Genomic DNA, 18,611 nt, shown 5'->3' with positions numbered 1-18,611 from the left:
GCCGGATATGACAAATTATGTCCGAGAAGAAGGTTAAGGCATAATGAAAACCATAATTGAACCCTTTCGGACCAAAATGACCGAACCAATTCGTTTTACCAGCAGGCAAGAGCGTGAAGGCTTACTGGCAAAATGCAGCTACAACTTATTTCACCTTGATGCCGAGGATGTAACAATTGATTTGCTGACGGACAGCGGCACGTCCGCCATGTCTTCAAAACAATGGGCTGCCCTTATGCAAGCCGATGAGTCCTATGCCGGATGCTCCAGCTATAAGCGCTTCAGTCGGACAATTAAGGACATATTTGGATTTGAATATGTATTCCCGGTGCACCAAGGGCGTGCAGCTGAAAGATTGCTTTTCGAAGTTCTTGTCTGGCCGGGACAAGTAGTGCCGAGTAATAACCACTTTGATACCACTCGGGGCAACCTGGAAAATGAGGGAGCAGAGGCAGTTGATTTGCCTTGCCCGGAATCCTTCAACCTGGAAAGCCGGTATCCATTTAAAGGCAATATTGATCTTGTTGCTCTGGAGAAGCTAATTGGCAGATACAGCAAGGATATTATTCCATTGGGAATGATAACCCTCACCAACAACACCATTGGTGGGCAACCGGCATCGCTTTCAAATATAGCGGCATACGCCAGGCTACTATCCAAGCACAAAATCCCGTTCTTCATTGATGCAGCACGGTTTGCCGAAAATGCCTGGTTGATGAAGAGCCGCGATCCTGGACTTAAGGACAGGACCATAAAATCCATCGTCGCAGAAATATTCAGTTATGCCGATGGCTGCTTGATGTCGGCAAAAAAAGACGGACTGTCCAACATTGGCGGGTTCATTGCCCTAAACAATAAACAATTGGCAGAACGAATAAGAGAGTCTTTGATATTAACGGAAGGATTTACAACTTATGGAGGACTGTCAGGACGCGATCTCGAAACAATAGCCGTCGGCTTAGAAGAGGCGTTGTGCGAAGACTATTTACATTATCGTGAACATTCTGCAGGTTATTTAGCCAAGGGTCTTATGAACGCCGGAGTGCCGATTGTACAACCGCACGGATTGCACGCTGTATACATTGACGCAAAACGGTTTATGGAGCATTTGCCATTGGATTATTATCCTGGACAAAGTCTGGTTATTGAACTTTACAGGGAAGCCGGGATTCGCTCTTGCGAAATCGGATCAGTAATGTTCGGCACAGATTCACCAAAGATTGGAGAGCAAAATATGTTGCGTTTGGAACTGGTACGCTTAGCTTTACCCAGGCGTGTATACGGACAGAGCCATTACGACTATGTTATCGAGGCAGTTGGAAACATATTTAGGCGACGAAAGAGTGTGAGCGGCGTGAGAATCATAGAAAAACCTGATGTGCTACCACACTTTACTGCCCGCTTTCAGCCGGTCACTATTGATACCATACCGGCGGCAACTACCATCGTGGAGAGTAATTTATGATAACCGCTTATCGCCCAAGACCATCGGCAGAACCATACAAGATCAAAATGGTTGAGCCTTTAAAGATAACAACACCGGAATATAGAAAAGAAGCAATCGCTCAAGCCCACTACAATACATTTCTTCTGCGTTCCGAAGATGTATATATCGATTTGCTGACCGATAGCGGTACATCAGCTATGAGCGATTATCAGTGGGCAGGCATGATGGTTGGCGACGAGGCTTACGCGGGCTCGAAAAATTTTTACAATCTGGAAAAAGCAGTTCATACATATTATGGGTACCGCTACACAGTACCGACACACCAGGGAAGAGCCGCTGAACATTTATTGTCCAAGTTGCTTATTAAGCAAGGCGACATTATTCCAGGCAACATGTACTTCACAACAACACGAGCCCACCAAGAACTTGCAGGCGGCTCCTTTCAGGACGTAATTGTTGATGCGGCTTACGACCCTACAAGCCTAGAGCCATTCAAAGGTAATATTGACCTATCTAAATTGGAGCAACTGATAGCTCAGGCAGGCGCCAATAGAATTCCGTATATAAATGTGCAAGCCTGTGTAAATATGGCCGGCGGTCAACCATTTTCCCTTAGCAATTTAAGACAAGTTGCTTCCCTTTGTCGGAAAAATAATATTCGCGTTGTACTGGATGCGACAAGGGCTCTGGAAAATGCTTGGTTCATACAGCAGCAGGAAGACGGACAGTCCAATAAATCATGCGCCGAGATCTTAAGGGAAATCGCAGATCTTACCGATGCTTGCACTATGTCCGGCAAAAAAGATTTGCTGGTCAATATCGGCGGTTTCCTTGGATTACGTGACCAGGGACTCTATGAGAAAGCATGCGAACTAGTCGTTCTTTTCGAGGGATTACATACCTATGGCGGATTGGCAGGACGCGATATGGAGGCAATGGCGCGCGGGCTCGAAGAAGCGGTTAAGGACGAGCATCTGACAAACCGCATAGGACAGGTGCATTACTTGGGCAAACAACTGGTGGCAGCCGGTGTCCCTGTGGTTGAACCATTTGGCGGTCATGCAATATACCTGGATGCTAAGCGTTTCTTGCCGCACATACCACAGGATGAATTTCCTGCCCAGTCGTTATGCGCAAGCCTCTATGTCGACTCCGGCATTAGAGCGATGGAAAGAGGCATAGTATCAGCAGGTCGCGATCCCGTCACCGGTCAAAATCACTATCCTGAATTGGAATTGGTCCGCTTAACCATTCCAAGACGAGTCTACAGTCAAGGGCACATGGATGTGGTGGCAGATTCCGTTATCCGGCTATATGAAGAGCGCGAATCGATAAAGGGATTGCAAATGACCTACGAACCGCAGACCTTGCGATTTTTTCAGGCGCGTTTTTGTCCTATCAATCAAGACTTACAGCCAAAGCAAATATGTATAGCGGATTTCGAAGCAAGAGCAATAAGCTTTGATATTTAAGAGTTCTTGTTAGGACAAACAATATCGTCTTGAGACAGCTCGAGATCAAATGGGCATTGGCATTTTTTGTTAAGCCAGGCTTCACCTAATCGTTTGAGACTCATAAGCGCTGAATACAATTCTCTGCCCTTGGTCGTGAGGCTGTATTCCACGCGAAGCGGTGAATCTTCATAGACGGTGCGAATGAGAATACCTTCGATTTCCAAAACCTTCAGTCTTTCTCTCAGACTTTTCATGCTTAATCCAGGAATGAGATTGAGAAATTGCCTGGTACGCGTTGGTTGAGTGAAGAGTTCTCGCAAGATCTCTATTGTCCACTTAGGACTTAAGATATCCAGAACAAACGTAATCGGACACTGCAAAGGATCTATATGAGCATCTTCCATTATGAGAACCCTTTAGGAGCTGCTGAATCAAAACGTAACATGATTAAGAGACGGTATCCTCCATCCAAAGAATGATCGGTCGTTTTTTACAGGTAAATCCTCCGCCGGGTTGATGACTAGAACCATGATTTAGTAGAAAATAAGGTAGGTTATTAAAGGTAATCAGGTCATGGCTGAGTCAAAGATTTCCTCCATGCCGACAATTGCCCGTGAAAGGCAATTGATTCTTCTTCTAGAAGCCTTTCTAATCACGGGCATTTTATTCATGATATTTCCCGGCACTTTTTTAGGTGTTTGGAATTTATTTAGCATAAGTAGCAGCCATTCAACAGCAAATATACCTGTTGCCTTGATCCAGGCTCACGGTCATGCGCAGGTTTTTGGCTGGATAGGCAGCTTTATCCTGGGCATTGGTTTTTATTCCATTCCTAATTTGCGCCGTATTTCCAAAGCCTCATTTGCCATAGGTTGGCTCATTTGGGCATTATGGACTGTTGGTGTTGCCCTGCACTGGTTTGCTGGTTTTTATCAGTGGCAGTGGCGGTTTCTCTTTCCTGTGTCTGCTCTCTTGGAATTGAGCGCAGTGTTGTTATTTCTTGCCTGTTCAATACAAGGGCATAGATTTGGGCAAGAATCGAAACAGAAAGTCGAGACCTGGGCAATTCTTGTTATTGCCGGCACCGTTGGTTTGGTTATTGCGATGTGCGCAAACCTATTTGAAAGTGTAGAAATTGCTCTATGGGGAGCCGCGCCTCAGTTTCCAATGGATTTTAACGGCCGATTTCTGGTGCTTTCTATTTGGGGTTTTCCAGTGATGATCGCCTGGGGTTTTTCGGCTCACTGGATTCCCGTGTTTTTAAGCTTAAAACCCTTAAGAAGCAACTTTTTACTTGCCGCTTTGATAGTTGCTATTGTCGGAGTCATCTCTTACCTTCTCGGCGATTCGCTAATAGGAGCATCACTACTTTGCGGCGCGGCATTTTTGGTTGCTCTTGCCTTGCGCATTTTCGAACCTGCCATTGACAAAGCAAAAACACAAGGCGTACACAAGACTTTCCCCTCGTTCATACGTATATCCTATGTTTGGCTATTAGTTTCTTCTTTGCTTAATATCTGGGCAGCCTTGCAACCGGAATCTTCAGGAATAACCGGTTCAGCAAGGCACGCTGTTACAGTCGGCTTCTTGATGACGATGGTATTTTCTATCGGACCACGCATTCTACCGGCCTTTTTAGGGAAGAAAGCGCTCTATAGCATGGGGCTCATGTTTCTTTCTCTTGTTCTTATCAATATTGGTTGTTTCTTGAGAGTTTTGTCGGAGATATCGGCATATGAGAATTACGCCTCTTCGGCGTGGTTATTGTTGCCAATTTCTGCCACGCTTGAACTTACCGGAGTGGTCATTTTCGCTGCCAATATGTTAGTGACATTTCTCAAGCCGCCTCTGGTGGCAATGGAGAATTGTGCAGACAAATAGTCTTTATTTATCGTTTCGATTTACGGTTATCTAGAATGTGAAGAGCCTTTATAAAGTTCAAAAACCCAAAGATAATCAATACGCTTGCCACTAGAGCCATAACGATGTGAAATTTCTGGCGGCTGAGGTTGATCATAAATAGTGAAGCCGGCGAGCCGTGAAGTTTGTTCCTTGGATCAGTTCCGGCAAGAAACTCGTGAGCATCAGCAATACCGTCAGCATCTAAATCACTTTTATCTCCTAGTGCCTCAGCCAGCAACTGCGGCTTAGCTTTTGCCTCCAAAACCTTCTTCATGCCGACATTTTTAATAATGTAGTTTCCAAATTCGTTCATGATTGGACTATCTACATCAACACCGGGTTCCATAGCGGATCTGGCCTTATTGACATTTTTTAGCTGCTCATCCTTGAGGCTGCCTAATTGTCCTTCACCGTCGCCTATAGGCCCATCAGGGTTTGTATGGCACATTGCACAGTTAACAGTGCGTCCCGAATTTTTCTCGATAAAAGATTGGAACTCAGGGTAGGCGGCTGTTCCTATGGGCTGGAGAACAAGGGCAGTTAAAAGACTAAAACATTGCACCAAGCGTGATTTCATTATCATCAGGCACCACCCTTAAAGAGTTGATATATCTGTTCACCAAAGACCGTCATTGCCACCAGATAAATGCCGGCAGCAATTGCCAACATTGAAAGTGTTCTACGACTGGTGCCCTTAAATATCCAGGGCACTAAGAAAAGTACCAATGTAAGCACTCCCATCGCAAGCATGATTGCCCAGAACGGCAAAAGCTCCAGCGGGTAATACACAAAGTAAAAATACCACTCCGGTTTTATTCCGGCAGGTGTTGAACCAAGAGGATTATATGCTTCCAAAAGAGGGAATGGCAAAAACGACTCAAACGGCAAGCAAAGCGCCAATACAAATAAAACAAACAAGGCTACAGACCAAACACATAAGTCCTTGGAGAAAAAGATAGGGAAAAACTTCTCTGTTTTGACAGCCGCCTTATCAACACCTTGACTCATGCCGTGCAATTGCACCTGCAACAAGTGCAAGCCCAATACGGCAACTAAGGCAAGCGGCAATAGAACCACATGCATGGTATAGAATCGGCCTAAAGTAGATTGACCGACACTTGCCTCGCCTTGAAATGTCTCGCGCAGATAGCGAGGCAACTCAGCAAGTGTACCCGGCAAATAGGCGCCTGCCTGTTCAATAGACTGGAGTCCAACCTTGGTGGCATTGACGGCAATTTGATTCCAGGGCAAAAGGTAACCGGTAAAACCGAACGTAAAAGTAATGAATAAAAGAAGAACGCCTGCTACCCAGGTAATTTCTCTGGGTTTAGCGAAGGCTTTCATAGCAAAGCTTGTCAGCAAATGAACGACGGCAAAGAAAATCATCAGCGATGACGACCATGCATGCATATTTCGTATGAGAGCGCCGCAGACAACATGCTCACTAATGTATTTAACGGATACATAAGCGTCGCTAACCGTTGGCTGATAATAGAAGAGCAGAAGTAAACCGGTTGCCACTTGAACAAGGAAAAAAAACAATGTCAGCCCACCTGTGTAATACCCCCAGGTCATTTTGTGGACAGGCACTTCCTTTTTTTCGATAAGTGAATGAAAATCAAGTTTGTCGACAGGAAACCGTTCGGCAAAAAAGTTAGCCAGCGCACTAAATGCTGAACCGGAGCTCATTAGGCATCCTCCTTCTGATATCTGGCAACGAACACACTGTACTGACTTAGATCAGTTAAATCAGGATTGCCCGTAACTTTGCCATTGGCAGTTTTGCTGGCAACCATTTTTCCGGATTGATCCATAAGCACCCAGCCAATGTGGGGAAGTGGAGCCTTCGCCGGAGAATCCGGATTGGGCATGCCCGAATGAATATCGAAATATGAAATGTGACATGGACAAAGAATTTTTCCATCAGCGTCAACATTGGAGCCAACTGTGCAACCAAGGTGAGTGCACTTTGCCGACAGCAAAAGCGGTAAGTTGTCTTTATCCAGAAAGGCAAGTGCCGGAGTCATCGCGTAATCGATGAAATATTTCCCTTTTTGTGCGCTTAGATCGGAAAGTTTAGAGATGAAAATGTAGTCGTTTTGTTGTCGTTCCAATTCATATTTCTTTTGCTCAACTGTCTTTTGCATAAGAGACAGGCGCTCGGACATAATGGACGCCTCTTCTTTCTGACTCAATCGGGGACCGAAGAAAAAGCGAAATAGTTTATCAGCAGCGCCCACAAAAAGCAGACATGCGCCTCCTACTATGCCGAGAGCAGCACGCAAAAAATAGCGTCTAGATTCTTGAGCCTCAGCAAGCGATAATTCACCTTCTTGATGACGACTGTCCATCCAGACTACCTTTTGAGGAGGACGAAAGAGGTATTGCAATGGCAAAGCAAAGACATGGATAAGCCTGGAAAATGGAATAAGCAAGAGAAGCAACCAGGCGCCAATTATGTGTCCTTTCATAAGAGGCGGCAAGTCAGTTACATAGGCAATTTCCGGCTTGAATAAAATCAGGCTCCAAACATATGGAACAGCTGTATTAACAGCCCAGGCTGACCCCCAGCGGTAGAGTCCAGCTGTAGCCATACCTAAGACGACCTGCCCCAGCAAAAGAAGCAAAATCACCAGATCCATCGTCGTTGTTACTGCCTGTATTCTGGCTGAGGTAATACGGCGAACAAGTAAAACGGCAAGTCCAACCAAAGCTAGCATCGACAAAGCAATCCCGGCCGATTCGAAAATATAAAGAACAGTTTTATTAGCGACAAGAGCTTGCCAAAGTCCTGGGAAAGCAAGGATGAAAAAATGGGCTAACAATATGACGGCTATGCCTATATGCCAGGGCATCGATCCCCACAGCAATTGTTTATTCTCTAAAAATTGCGAGGACAAAGCAGATTGGGCAAATCGTTGGTGGCGCAGCCTGTAAAAGGTCACCAGAACACAAACGGCAAGAGAAATATAGGGAAGTCCGACAAACAAAAAGGAATCAAGCATTCCTGTCCTCCTGGGAAAAATCGACTTCTAGTAGGTTTATAACAGCGTTCATAAGCAATGAATATGGGTTGTTGGCGTTCTTGAGCTTATCGAACATCTCAGTAATCGGCTTGGCAAGTACATAATGAACAAGATCAGCACCTGCCTGATCATCCAAGGTAGATAGAAAAGACAAAGTAACCCTAATATGATCAGGCAATTCATTGCCTGATTGAAACCCGGCAATAGCGTATATCTCCTTTAATTTTGCCATTAAATCACCACGCTCATAACTTTCTTCTCCGAACGTGTAGGAACTTAAGTAAGGCACACAGATTGGAGCTATATCAAAAGTCCTGGTGAAAACCTCTTCCTGCTCCTCTGGACTAAGTGGCTTAAGAGCATCGATAAACTCCACCAGCAACTTTGAAAGCTCAGGATATTTATCACGACTTTTATTTACCAAATCTTCGGCTGTTTCTAGATAGCTGCTAGTTGGGTAATCAAATAAGATGGCAATTTTTTCTAGGACAGCCTGTCTATTTGTCTCAATGGTATTTTTTATGTTAATGGTGTCTTTCAACATTAAGGACCTCTCTCAGCAGATTCACTAAAGCCAAGCCCGCAGGAGCCTTTGCATATTTCCGGATTGCAAGTGCCCTCTAGTGCTTCTTCTCTTTGAATTGGCGGTAATGCATATCTATCGAAAGGAGTAGCAAGCGTTGTTAAAGCGTAGATTTGTTCACATTCGCTAGGAGTAGTTTTTGCTTCTCTTAAGATACTGGTGCTTTGCTTGATATCAAATTCACCCATGTCGAGTGCTCGCTTGTAGTATCTAACGGCCATCAGCTTTTTCAACACGTCTTCGATTATTTGAGTATTGCCCGCACTAAATAAATTGGCTAAGTATTTAATTGGCAGACGCGCCGTCTCCAGTCCTGAGAAGAAGCCGTCTTTGTTGTTTTCATAGGGTCCATCGCCCGATTTTCCCATAACAGGCAGGAGCGGTGGCACATAAAAAAGCATAGGCATGGTGCGATATTCAACGTGTAGAGGCAAAGCCAGCTTCCATTCCATCACGTATTTCCAGACTGGACTCCTTTGAGCCGCAGTTATAAATTCCTCGCTAATGCCATTTTTTCTTGCCGCTTGAATTACTTTTGGATCAAAGGGATCGCATAATGCATTTCTCTGCGATTCCACCAATTGATCATCTGGTACTTTCATGGCATCGGGAATTCGCTCAGCATCATATAACAAAACACCAAGATAACGAATTCTGCCTACGCACGACTGGAAGCAGGATGGGGGTTGTCCTGTTTCCAGTCGTGGGTAGCATAGAATACACTTTTCTGATTTGCCCGTTTTCCAGTTGTAGTAAATTTTCTTGTAAGGGCAGGCTGAAACACAGGCTCGCCAACCCTTGCATACTTCCTGGTTAATGAGGACAATGCCGTCTTCGCCACGTTTATATAATGCACCGGAAGGACAAGAAGCAACACAACTAGGATTAGCGCAATGATTGCATATGCGCGGCAGGTAAAAGAAAGAAACACGTTGGATTTCAAATAATTGTTCTCTTTCTTCAGGCGTTAATCCTTCAAGATTAGGGTCATTTTCTGCATACAGGGGAGAACCGCCCAGGTCATCATCCCAGTTAGGGCCAGCTTCAATATCGATGGGCTCACCGGTAATTTGCGAAATAGGAATAGCGGTTGGTTGGTCGTCGCCTTCCGGCGCATCAAATAAATCCTGATACTTGTAAGTCCATGGTTCGTAGTAATCTTCCAAACCAGGTTGATTGGGATTGTAGAAGAGTTTTAAGAAAGCATCGGCTTTGCCTTGACAGCGCAGCTCAAGGTCCTTCTGACCATTGTTCTTGAGCTGCCAGCCGCCTTTATAATGCTCCTGATCTTCCCACAGCGTGGGAAATCCTGTACCTGGTTTGGTCTCCACATTATTCCACCACATATACTCAGCGCCGGCACGATCGGTCCAGACGTTTTTGCAAGCAACGCTACACGTGTGGCAGCCGATGCATTTGTCTAGATGAAAGACCATTGAGACTTGCGCTCTAACATCCATAACGTCCTCCCCTAAAATACCGGTTTGCCCATCTTCTTAACAATGACGTAGGTGTCACGGTTAACACCGGTTGGACCCCAGTAATTAAAACCATAAGAAAATTGCGCATAACCACCGACCATCAACAACGGCTTAAGCCTCGTGCGCGTCAGACTATTGTGACCACCGGCCCTGCGCATGCCGCGTTCTTTTGATTTCGGAACAGACAGTGTGCGTTCAGGCGAGTGATAAATAAGAGTTACTCCACGCGGAATTCTGGCGCTAACAATTGCCCGTGTGCAGACAACTCCGTGATCGTTGTAAATTTCAACCCAGTCGTTATCTTCAATGCCTATCAGATCAGCATCCTTGTCATTTAGCCAGATTGGATAGATACCTCTGGATAAAGTCTTCATCCTTAATGTATCGCCAAAAGTTGAGTGAATATGCCATTTTCCGTGAGGCGTCAAATAATTGAGGGTCAATGACGGGCCATGATTTTTGCTTTCCTCCAAATCCCTTGTCGTCCGAGCATCGGCACGCGGTTTAAATGTCGGCAGATGTTCGCCGTAAGCAATATAAGCCTCATGATCAAAGTACAAGTGTTGACGTCCTGTTAGTGTTCTCCAGGGAATATGCTCTTCTACGTTTTGGCAGTAAGCCGAATACGTGCGTCCATTATTTACAATACCTGTCCAGAAAGGAGATGACAGTATGCGGCGAGGTTGTGTTACTAAATCCTGGAATCTGTACCGCACACCTCGCGTGTCAGATGCTAGATGTGTGTGATCAATTCCTGTCTTAACCGATTCAGCAGCAAAAGCACGATAGGCCATTTCTCCATTAGTCTCGGCGGCGAAAGTAAGAATTGTCTCGCAGACATCAATGTCTCTATTTAAGGATGGATAGGTTTTGCCACCCCACGTCTCAGTCGGCGATTCATTTAATTGTTTGTCGTACTCATCGTCGACATCATAATGTGTGCCGTGCACAGCCAGTCCGTTATCTCGAAAGTTCCTGCCCAGTGAGATGTATCGATTATAGAGATTGACATAATCGCGTCCCACTATTTTCATGTTAGGCATCGTTTTACCAGGAATTGCTTCACATTCGCCTTTTGACCATTGTTGAACAGTTGGTTGAGCAATTTCCCCCGGTGTATCGTGCATCAATGGCGTAAGCACAATGTCTTTTTGTATTTCCGGCAAATATTTTTCAGAGAGTTTTGCTGTGTGCAAAGCAATGCCTTTAAAAATATCCCAATCCGGTTTTGCTTCCCAAACTGGCGGAACAGCTGCTTGCAGTGGATGAATAAACGTGTGCATATCTGTACTGTTCAAATCATTTTTTTCATAATAACTTGCTGCCGGCAATACGATGTCTGAGTAGAGTGCTGAGGTATCCATGCGGAAATTGAGATCGACTACAAGGTCTAATTTTCCTAAGTCAACTTTGTCGTGCCAAGTCACTTCCTTGACAGAATCCTTAGCTATTTCTTTGGCCACTAAGTTGTTGTGCGTGCCCAGATAATATTTAAGGAAGTACTCATGCCCCTTGGCTGACGCCATTAAGGCGTTGCCGCGCCAGATGTACCATACACGCGGGAAGCTTTCCGGCGAGTCCGGATCTTCCATAGCGAACTTGAGCTTTCTATCTTTTAGTTGCCTTACCACAAAGGCAATTATTTCATCGTCGGTCTTTGCGCCTTCTGCTTGAGCCTGGGCAATGACTTCAAATACGCTTTGATCGAATTGGGGATAACAAGGCAGCCAGCCGTTTTTCACAGCCATTATTTGCTTGTCGATGGTGTGTCCCTGAGCCATCACATGATTCTTATCCGAGACAGCACATATTTCTGTGAATTCCGGATCGTAACGCCACTGGTCGGAATTTACATAGTGGAAAGAGGGGGCGTTTTGCAAGCGCGGAGGCCCTGACCAATCAGTGCCAAAAGCAATCGGCATCCAGGAGGCAATAGGAGCCAGTTTCTCTTGTCCGACGTAGTGATTAAGCCCGCCACCGTTAACTCCCACGCAACCGCAGAAGAGCAAAGCATTAATGGCTGCCCGATAAATTAAGTTGTTGTGATACCAGTGATTTACGCCGGCGCCTATTATGACGCTGCACTTACCTCTGCTGGTTTCTGCCGTCTTTGCCCATTCTCTAGCGAAATCAACCACAACGGATGATTTTATGCCGGTGAATTTCTCCTGCCAAGCAGGTGTAAAAGGACTTTGATCATCTTCATAGTTTTTCGGAAAGTCGCCTTCCAGTCCGTTATCAATACCGTACTGTGCCATAAGCAGTTCCATAACCGTTGTAACAAGCACAACTCCATCTTTTGTCTCAACTTTTTTGGCTGGTACCGTACGCTTAAAAGCTTCCGTGCTTAAGCTATTTGAGAAATCATCAAATATTACTTCAGCAGAAGCATCTGATTTATCTGATAAAAACAACAGAGGATCAATTTTTTCACTTGTAATGCTGTCTTCTAGTTTTAAGTTCCATTCGCCTTTTTTCTTCTGCCAACGATGCCCCACTGTGCCCTTGGGTATTTTCAATTCACCGCTATGTTCATCAATGACAAACATTTTCCAGTCGGCATTATCAAGAGACTCAGTGGCGGAAATTTCTGCTGCACGCAGCAACTTACCAGGTTTATATGCTCCTGAACTATCTTTTTCCAGCTTCACTAAAAATGGCGAGTCACTGTACTTCTTTACATAGTCAATAAAGTATGGAACCTGTCTGTCTTTGTAAGACTCCTTAAGAATTACGTGACCTACGGCCATCCAGAATGCACCATCCTGCCCCTGGTGAACAGGGATCCATTCGTCGGCAATTTTAGAAGCCTGGGAAAAATCAGGAGAAAACACGACAACTTTTGAGCCACGGTGGCGACCTTCAACAAGGAAGTGAGCATCCGGAGTGCGTGTCATCAAAACATTGGAGCCGACAACGGCTACATACTTAGAGTGATACCAGTCAGCGCTTTCGGCAACATCTGTCTGCTCACCCCAAACCTCAGGAGATGCCGGCGGCAAATCGCAGTACCAGTCGTAAAAGGATAAGCAAACGCCGCCCATTAGTTGCAGAAAGCGAGCACCGGACGCATAGCTGACCATGGACATAGCTGGAATTGGCGAGAAGCCGACGATGCGATCCGGTCCGTGCTTTTTAATTGTGTGGACATTAGCTGCTGCGATGAGCTCATTAGCTTCATCCCAGGAGGCGCGCCGGAAGCCTCCCTTGCCTCGCGCCTGCTGATAGCGAGAACGCATCTCCGGAGTGCTTACTATTTCCGACCAAGCAGATACAACATCGCCTGCATGCTTTTGTTTTGCTTGCCGCCAAAGATCGAGCAAAGCCCCGCGAACGTAAGGGTATTTCACTCGCAACGGGCTGTAAACATACCAGGAACAAGATATGCCGCGCTGGCAGCCACGTGGCTCGTGCGGTGGAATTTCCTTATTGAAAATCGGATAGTCCAGAGCCTGCAATTCCCAGGTAACAATTCCCTGTTTCACATAGACATTCCAGCTGCAAGAACCCGTGCAATTTACGCCGTGAGTGCTGCGCACTATCTTGTCGTACGACCAACGGTTTCGATAAAAATCTTCCCACTGTCTTTCTTTCGGTGCAAATATGTCTTTAATCCAGGACATGACTTATCTCCTGTGTAATTTATCGCGCGCGTCGCCCTTACGCCGTCTGTAGAACAAAGTCAAACCAGCAAGATAAATAAGAGCGCCGCCAAAGCCAATGGCATTAATTGGCGGATCAGTATTTTTCACTTCTCGACCTTTAATAGACCCAAAATACTTAGTTAGATGCAACGCTTCTTGTCTGGTCACTGGATGATCTTTGTATGCTGCTTTCATGATTTTGAAATTTGTTTGTTCGCAGGCTGATACCAGGGCGCTTTCGCCGAATTTATCAAAGGCATTAGTCAGATTAGGACCAAGCGTGCCACCGGTGCCTTCCGTTTGGTGGCAAGCTATGCATGAAGGACCACCGTTTACGAATGCCTTGCTCCCTGTGAAAAGCTCCTTGCCTACTTCGGCAGAAGCAGGAGCTGCCGTTGTAGCCTCAGCCAAGGCATGCTCCTCTGATTTTTTCACCAGCTCAGGAGCCTTGACGTTCTTCAAAAAAGAAACCAAACTTTTAGTTTCAGCATCGCTTAGGGGTCCGGCCATTTTTTGCATGCGACTAACCGCGGCAGTTAATTCAGCGGTTGGCCAATTTACAACGTTTTGCAAATCAGGACCGACCAATTTACCTTTGCCAACCGTGTGGCAACCGGAACATTTCTCACCAAAAAGTTGCGCCTGCTGAGCACCTTCTTCTGCTCGCACGCTAACTGTTCCCCAGAGACCGCATAGACAAACTAGTAAGGCGAAAACTTTGGTAGTAAATGTAAATTGATCCGGATCGCGTTGCTTGAGGATTTTCATTGCATCTCCCAACTAAGCTGTTACCTTTTGGCAACCCCTACCACCACAAAGAATTATCCCATCTTTTGCTATAGCTCAAAAACATCCATTAGGTCGATTTGTAAGTTGACGGTCAGTCATTTTGATAACGAATCATCCTAAAGGATGATTGAGAACCGGCTCAAATGCCTTTTTTGTTTTGAGAATTGTGAAATATACAGCCAGCCAACAAATAAGACTAAACAGAGCGAGCAAGTAAAAACCAGGATTGAAAGTACCGAAGTGATCCTTACAAAATCCCAGGACAAGCGGAGGAAAAAAGCCGCCCATGCCACCGGCTGCGCCAACCAAACCTGTAACCGAACCGGTATCTTTGGGGAAATATTCAGGCACCAGCCGAAATACCCCTCCATTGCCAAGACCAACCAAAAATGCCGCCCCTAAAGCGCCGACTGTAAAGTAACCAAGATCCGAACTTGTGAGCATAAAGGCGCAAGGTAAAAGTCCTGCATAACAGATGCTCAGTATGGCGCCGCCGCCAAACTTGTCGGACAGGAAACCACCAATCGGTCTAGCGCCTGTTGCCAGCAACACGAACATGCCTGTGCGGAAACCCGCATCAGTTATTGGCAAGTCAAATATGTCTTTCAACAGCATCGGCATGTAAATGGAAAGGGCCACAAAGCCGCCAAATGTTTGAAAGTAGAACATGCTCAATAGCCAGCAGCGCGGTCTAGTAAAAAAGAGCCCAAGCGAATTCATTAAACTCTTTGGCGGTTCTTTCCAAGGAGCATCTTCAGCATTGATGAGGAAGTAAATTGCAAATAGCAATGCCACCACACTAAAAGCCCAAACAGCCCATTGCATGCCACCAAGGGCGGAGGCTAAGGCAGGTGCGCCAAAAACAGCAATTGACTGTCCAATATTGCCGGCACCATAAATTCCTAGTGCCGATCCTTGCTTGGAAGCTGGAAACCAGCGCGAGACAAAACTAACACCTACAGCAAATGATGTGCCGGCAACACCCAAGAACAACCCACAAATGAGAAATGCTTCGTAAGAATGCACGAAACCCAGCACAACCGCCGGCAAAATCATGAACAATAAAATCGCCGAAAAAACCTTTCTTCCGCCAAAGCGGTCGGCCAAAATTCCTATGGGAATCCTTCCCAGTGAACCCAGAATTACCGGTATTGCCACCAATAAGCTAGCCTGCCCGGCACTAAGTGCAAGTTCTTTTTTTAGTATCGGCATCAAGCCAGCCAATAATCCCCAGATTGCAAAGGATACTGTAAAAGCCAGGGTGCCCAACAAAAGAGCTTTCTGTTCTGGTGTCTTCATAACTTATCCAAGCCTGCGCTTAGCCTCCCTATACAAATTTGTTCTAGTTTCGATTTGTTCTAAGTCTAACGCCTTAACTTCTTCAATTCTTCTATAGGAATAGGCTGTATCAAACATCCTTTCTGCTTGTTTAGACTCAGCCTTTCGGCTGATCCCAAAAGACTAAACATGGTTACTTTTAAGTTGCTCTGCTGCATTTAGTTTTGCCATTGTCCACAACTGCTATAGTTGGCATATGAAAAATACGATTTACGACGAAATCGAAAAATTGCATCCTGCCTATTTTGCCCTGGTTATGGCGACAGGAATAGTTTCTGTTGCCTGCCAATTTCTTGCCATGCGTGCAATTGCTATTTCCATGTTTGTACTTAATTTAGTGCTCTTTGCTATCCTCTGTTTGCTTACGGCGCTTAGACTTTTTTGTTATACGAAATCATTTGTTTTTGATCTTACGGACCACAATCGATGCGTCGGCTTTTTCAGCATTGTTGCTGCCATTTGTGTCTTAGGCAGTCAATTTGTTGTGCTTTTTCATGATTATCCAACTGCAATTATTTTCTGGTTTCTAGGAACGTTCTTCTGGCTTAGTTTGACGTATGCTATTTTTACGATTTTGACAGTTAAGGAAAATAAGCCTTCTCTTGCCGAAGGGATAAACGGCGGTTGGCTCTTAGCTGTAGTTGCAACACAGGCTGTCTCTAATCTGGGCGGACTTGTCGCCTCAAGCTTGAAACCATTTGAACAAGAAATTTTGTTCTTCACTCTGGCTATGTGGTTATGCGGCGGCATGCTGTATATTTGGATGATTTCGCTAATCTTTTATCGCTATACGTTTTTCAAATTTTTGCCTTCTGATCTGGCGCCGCCTTACTGGATAAATATGGGAGCTGTTGCCATAACGACGCTTGCCGGCACCAGACTAATTACCAATGCCGACAAAAGTCCACTGCTTAGTGGCTTAATGCCGTTCCTGGAAGGCTTCACTTTGTTTTTCTGGGCAACTGCCACCTGGTGGATACCAATGCTTATCACTTTAGCCGTATGGCGACATATCGGGAAACGCTTTCCTTTGACGTATGACCCCCTTTATTGGGGACTTGTATTTCCTCTCGGAATGTATACGGCTGCCACATTCCAACTAGCGCAGGTGACTGGTCTGACGTTTCTTATGACCATACCACGGTATTTTATTTACCTGGCCTTACTAGCCTGGTCTATAACATTCATTGGCTTGTTGTGCCGGATAGTAAAAAAGCTGACAATTTTCCAGCACTGAACTTGCGTATGTAATAAAATATCTGTCTTGAAAAAGCAAGATTGTCTTGAAAAGCAAAATAATTAGGAGAAGCAATGAGCAAACTTCCAAAGGCATTTATGGATTTTCAAAAAGACTATAAAGAAGTCTTTGACAGCTATGATCAATTAGGCAATGCTGCAAAAAAAGCCGGTCCTTTGAGTAAACGGGAAATTGCTCTAGTGCGACTTGCCACCGCAGCCGGTGCAAGACTGGAAGGAGCCGTGCACGCACACTGCCGCAGGGCTTTAGATGAAGGGTTGACCGCAGCTGAAATAAGGCAAGCGATGATTCTTGGGGTGACGACTCTTGGATTTCCATCAATGATGGCTAATCTTTCTCGAGCCAATGATATTCTTGATGATTTAAATCCCTAGTGAACAAAGACTATCTTCAGCCAGATAATCGCCCGTCTCAGCAAAGGCGCGCGCACGTGAGCCGCCACAAACTTGACGATAAGAGCAAGTGCCGCATTTCCCTTTAAGTAATTCCGGATTGCGCAGGCTTTTAAAAAGTTCGCTCTTCCGATAGACAGACACTATGGAATCATTTCGCACATTGCCCGCAGCAAGAGGCAAAAACCCACTAGGCAAAATGTCGCCTGTATGAGAAATAAAAATCAGGCCCCTGCCGTCATTGACTGATTGATACGAGCGCAAGGCTCCTAACTTCAATTTGGAATTTAGCTTATTTATGGCTGCTGAATCCGGAGCATTATTCTTGTCCGAATATTGCTCAATCAAAACCCGCCTAAAATGTGGCGCGGCAGTAGCCTTAACGTCATAAGAAGCTGTCCGGCAAAGCTGTGCCATACGCTGGAGAACATCTTCAGCTTCTGAAGCGTTAATTTGCATATCTTGGCTGGCGCGCCCTGTCGGCACCAAAAAGAATACGCTCCAAAGAACAGCACCGAGTTCTTCAGCCAGGTTAGCAAATTTGTCGAATTGGTGTAGATTATGGCGGCAAATCGTCGTATTGATTTGGACGGGAAGCTTCGCCTTGTGCGCCCAGTCAATAATGGATTTACTCCAATCAAAAGAACCTCTGACCCTACGAAAGGCATCGTGAGTTTGACTATCAGCACCGTCAATACTAATAGCCAGCCTATCTACACCGGCATCAGCCATCTTCTCAACCACGTCTTGAGTCATTACAGGCGTGGCGCTAGGCGTTACTGCTGATTTGAATCCGCGCCTGCCGGCCTCTTTGATAAGGTCATAAAGATCCGCACGCTGGGCTGGATCCCCTCCGGTAAAAACAATTAGCGGGCGGCCAAATTCCTCAAGCTGATCCAAAACTTTTATGCATTCAGCAAAAGTCAATTCATTGACATTGCGTTGACGAATCGCTTGGGCTCGACAGTGGCGACAGGCAAGCAAACATGCTCTTGTAAGTTCCCATAACACTAAAAATGGTGATTGGTCAAAATCTATAACCGGTCTATGTGCCAAATTGGTCATGTTGAATTTGCTTTGCAAAATCGGCAAGTACCGGACAGGCGCATTGGGGACCAAGGATGTTAAAGCGATGCTTCACTGGAGGTTTCTTGTCCATCTTGTCTCTTGCGTTTCTGTCCGGTACTTGTCTTACCTCAGGAGGACCGTGTCACTTAGTTCACTAATAAGTATGGCTTGTTTTAGACTTAGAAACAGAACCTAAAGGCCTATTGTCCTTCGTTCTCTGGAGTGATTA

15 protein-coding genes are annotated in these 18,611 nt (G+C 45.5%); 5 read left to right on the top strand and 10 right to left on the bottom strand.

The genetic code is table 11. From position 1 onward, the window contains the following. The first annotated feature begins 43 nt into the window (after positions 1 to 43). The gene (locus K2Y22_17100; GenBank protein ID MBX9880179.1) at positions 44 to 1,465 is read left to right on the top strand and encodes a tryptophanase; all 1,422 of its coding nucleotides are present in this window, start codon (positions 44 to 46) and stop codon (positions 1,463 to 1,465) included. Continuing rightward, a complete protein-coding gene (locus K2Y22_17095) occupies positions 1,462 to 2,919 on the top strand; it encodes a tyrosine phenol-lyase (protein MBX9880178.1) in 1,458 nt (485 codons plus the stop codon). Before K2Y22_17100 ends, K2Y22_17095 begins: the two co-directional genes overlap by 4 nt. Here the strand turns inward: K2Y22_17095 and K2Y22_17090 are convergent. Beyond that, complete coding sequence (locus K2Y22_17090) at positions 2,916 to 3,305, bottom strand: helix-turn-helix transcriptional regulator (protein ID MBX9880177.1); 390 nt, start codon at positions 3,303 to 3,305, stop codon at positions 2,916 to 2,918. The two genes, K2Y22_17095 and K2Y22_17090, sit on opposite strands and share 4 nt — an antisense overlap. 169 nt (positions 3,306 to 3,474) lie before the next feature. Between K2Y22_17090 and K2Y22_17085 the strand changes: the two genes are divergently transcribed. Then, entirely contained in the window at positions 3,475 to 4,782 is a 1,308-nt protein-coding gene (locus K2Y22_17085; GenBank protein ID MBX9880176.1) for an NnrS family protein, read from the top strand. A 7-nt stretch (positions 4,783 to 4,789) separates the two neighbouring features. Here K2Y22_17085 and K2Y22_17080 read toward each other — a convergent pair whose 3' ends face one another. The 8 genes from K2Y22_17080 to K2Y22_17045 all read right to left on the bottom strand — a co-directional run bounded on the left by K2Y22_17080 (position 4,790) and on the right by K2Y22_17045 (position 15,625). Further along, positions 4,790 to 5,386, bottom strand: coding sequence for a hypothetical protein (locus K2Y22_17080; protein MBX9880175.1), 597 nt, complete (start codon positions 5,384 to 5,386; stop codon positions 4,790 to 4,792). After that, on the bottom strand, positions 5,386 to 6,492 hold the full coding sequence (locus tag K2Y22_17075) for a cytochrome b N-terminal domain-containing protein (protein ID MBX9880174.1): 1,107 nt from the start codon (positions 6,490 to 6,492) through the stop codon (positions 5,386 to 5,388). Before K2Y22_17075 ends, K2Y22_17080 begins: the two co-directional genes overlap by 1 nt. Next, positions 6,492 to 7,808 carry a respiratory nitrate reductase subunit gamma gene (gene narI, locus K2Y22_17070; protein MBX9880173.1) on the bottom strand — a complete coding sequence of 439 codons (1,317 nt, stop codon included), beginning with the start codon at positions 7,806 to 7,808 and terminating at the stop codon, positions 6,492 to 6,494. The genes K2Y22_17075 and narI overlap by 1 nt, the downstream gene beginning before the upstream one ends. Beyond that, on the bottom strand, positions 7,801 to 8,373 hold the full coding sequence (narJ, locus tag K2Y22_17065; GenBank protein ID MBX9880172.1) for a nitrate reductase molybdenum cofactor assembly chaperone: 573 nt from the start codon (positions 8,371 to 8,373) through the stop codon (positions 7,801 to 7,803). The genes narI and narJ overlap by 8 nt, the downstream gene beginning before the upstream one ends. Beyond that, entirely contained in the window at positions 8,373 to 9,872 is a 1,500-nt protein-coding gene (gene narH / locus K2Y22_17060) for a nitrate reductase subunit beta (protein MBX9880171.1), read from the bottom strand. Before narH ends, narJ begins: the two co-directional genes overlap by 1 nt. An 11-nt stretch (positions 9,873 to 9,883) precedes the next feature. Then, positions 9,884 to 13,516, bottom strand: coding sequence for a nitrate reductase subunit alpha (locus K2Y22_17055; protein MBX9880170.1), 3,633 nt, complete (start codon positions 13,514 to 13,516; stop codon positions 9,884 to 9,886). A 3-nt stretch (positions 13,517 to 13,519) separates the two neighbouring features. Next, positions 13,520 to 14,305 carry a cytochrome c gene (locus tag K2Y22_17050; GenBank protein MBX9880169.1) on the bottom strand — a complete coding sequence of 262 codons (786 nt, stop codon included), beginning with the start codon at positions 14,303 to 14,305 and terminating at the stop codon, positions 13,520 to 13,522. A gap of 132 nt (positions 14,306 to 14,437) precedes the next feature. After that, on the bottom strand, positions 14,438 to 15,625 hold the full coding sequence (locus K2Y22_17045) for an MFS transporter (protein MBX9880168.1): 1,188 nt from the start codon (positions 15,623 to 15,625) through the stop codon (positions 14,438 to 14,440). A gap of 235 nt (positions 15,626 to 15,860) precedes the next feature. Here K2Y22_17045 and K2Y22_17040 point away from each other — a divergent pair, with 235 nt between their 5' ends. Both K2Y22_17040 and K2Y22_17035 read left to right on the top strand, forming a co-directional pair. After that, positions 15,861 to 16,901 carry a tellurite resistance/C4-dicarboxylate transporter family protein gene (locus K2Y22_17040; protein ID MBX9880167.1) on the top strand — a complete coding sequence of 347 codons (1,041 nt, stop codon included), beginning with the start codon at positions 15,861 to 15,863 and terminating at the stop codon, positions 16,899 to 16,901. Between the two features lie 74 nt (positions 16,902 to 16,975). Further along, positions 16,976 to 17,296 carry a carboxymuconolactone decarboxylase family protein gene (locus tag K2Y22_17035; protein MBX9880166.1) on the top strand — a complete coding sequence of 107 codons (321 nt, stop codon included), beginning with the start codon at positions 16,976 to 16,978 and terminating at the stop codon, positions 17,294 to 17,296. On the opposite strand, the gene K2Y22_17030 is transcribed toward K2Y22_17035, so the two are convergent. After that, positions 17,285 to 18,379 (bottom strand): TIGR04053 family radical SAM/SPASM domain-containing protein, encoded by a 1,095-nt coding sequence (locus K2Y22_17030; protein MBX9880165.1) that lies wholly within the window; start codon positions 18,377 to 18,379, stop codon positions 17,285 to 17,287. The genes K2Y22_17035 and K2Y22_17030 overlap by 12 nt on opposite strands. Positions 18,380 to 18,611 lie beyond the last annotated feature (232 nt).

This window comes from Candidatus Obscuribacterales bacterium (genome assembly GCA_019744775.1).
GTDB lineage: Bacteria > Cyanobacteriota > Vampirovibrionia > Obscuribacterales > Obscuribacteraceae > SBAT01.
The sequence above is the reverse complement of the archived record's forward strand: the minus strand, read 5'-3'. Positions and strand labels throughout refer to the sequence as shown.

What these genes read in the sequence shown, in the direction of transcription:
- K2Y22_17100 (MBX9880179.1), top strand. Translation starts at nt 44, where the DNA reads ATGAAAACCATAATTGAACCCTTTCGGACCAAAATGACCGAACCAATT.
- K2Y22_17095 (MBX9880178.1), top strand. Translation starts at nt 1,462, where the DNA reads ATGATAACCGCTTATCGCCCAAGACCATCGGCAGAACCATACAAGATC.
- K2Y22_17090 (MBX9880177.1), bottom strand. Translation starts at nt 3,305, where the DNA reads ATGGAAGATGCTCATATAGATCCTTTGCAGTGTCCGATTACGTTTGTT.
- K2Y22_17085 (MBX9880176.1), top strand. Translation starts at nt 3,475, where the DNA reads ATGGCTGAGTCAAAGATTTCCTCCATGCCGACAATTGCCCGTGAAAGG.
- K2Y22_17080 (MBX9880175.1), bottom strand. Translation starts at nt 5,386, where the DNA reads ATGATAATGAAATCACGCTTGGTGCAATGTTTTAGTCTTTTAACTGCC.
- K2Y22_17075 (MBX9880174.1), bottom strand. Translation starts at nt 6,492, where the DNA reads ATGAGCTCCGGTTCAGCATTTAGTGCGCTGGCTAACTTTTTTGCCGAA.
- narI (MBX9880173.1), bottom strand. Translation starts at nt 7,808, where the DNA reads ATGCTTGATTCCTTTTTGTTTGTCGGACTTCCCTATATTTCTCTTGCC.
- narJ (MBX9880172.1), bottom strand. Translation starts at nt 8,373, where the DNA reads ATGTTGAAAGACACCATTAACATAAAAAATACCATTGAGACAAATAGA.
- narH (MBX9880171.1), bottom strand. Translation starts at nt 9,872, where the DNA reads ATGGATGTTAGAGCGCAAGTCTCAATGGTCTTTCATCTAGACAAATGC.
- K2Y22_17055 (MBX9880170.1), bottom strand. Translation starts at nt 13,516, where the DNA reads ATGTCCTGGATTAAAGACATATTTGCACCGAAAGAAAGACAGTGGGAA.
- K2Y22_17050 (MBX9880169.1), bottom strand. Translation starts at nt 14,305, where the DNA reads ATGAAAATCCTCAAGCAACGCGATCCGGATCAATTTACATTTACTACC.
- K2Y22_17045 (MBX9880168.1), bottom strand. Translation starts at nt 15,625, where the DNA reads ATGAAGACACCAGAACAGAAAGCTCTTTTGTTGGGCACCCTGGCTTTT.
- K2Y22_17040 (MBX9880167.1), top strand. Translation starts at nt 15,861, where the DNA reads ATGAAAAATACGATTTACGACGAAATCGAAAAATTGCATCCTGCCTAT.
- K2Y22_17035 (MBX9880166.1), top strand. Translation starts at nt 16,976, where the DNA reads ATGAGCAAACTTCCAAAGGCATTTATGGATTTTCAAAAAGACTATAAA.
- K2Y22_17030 (MBX9880165.1), bottom strand. Translation starts at nt 18,379, where the DNA reads ATGACCAATTTGGCACATAGACCGGTTATAGATTTTGACCAATCACCA.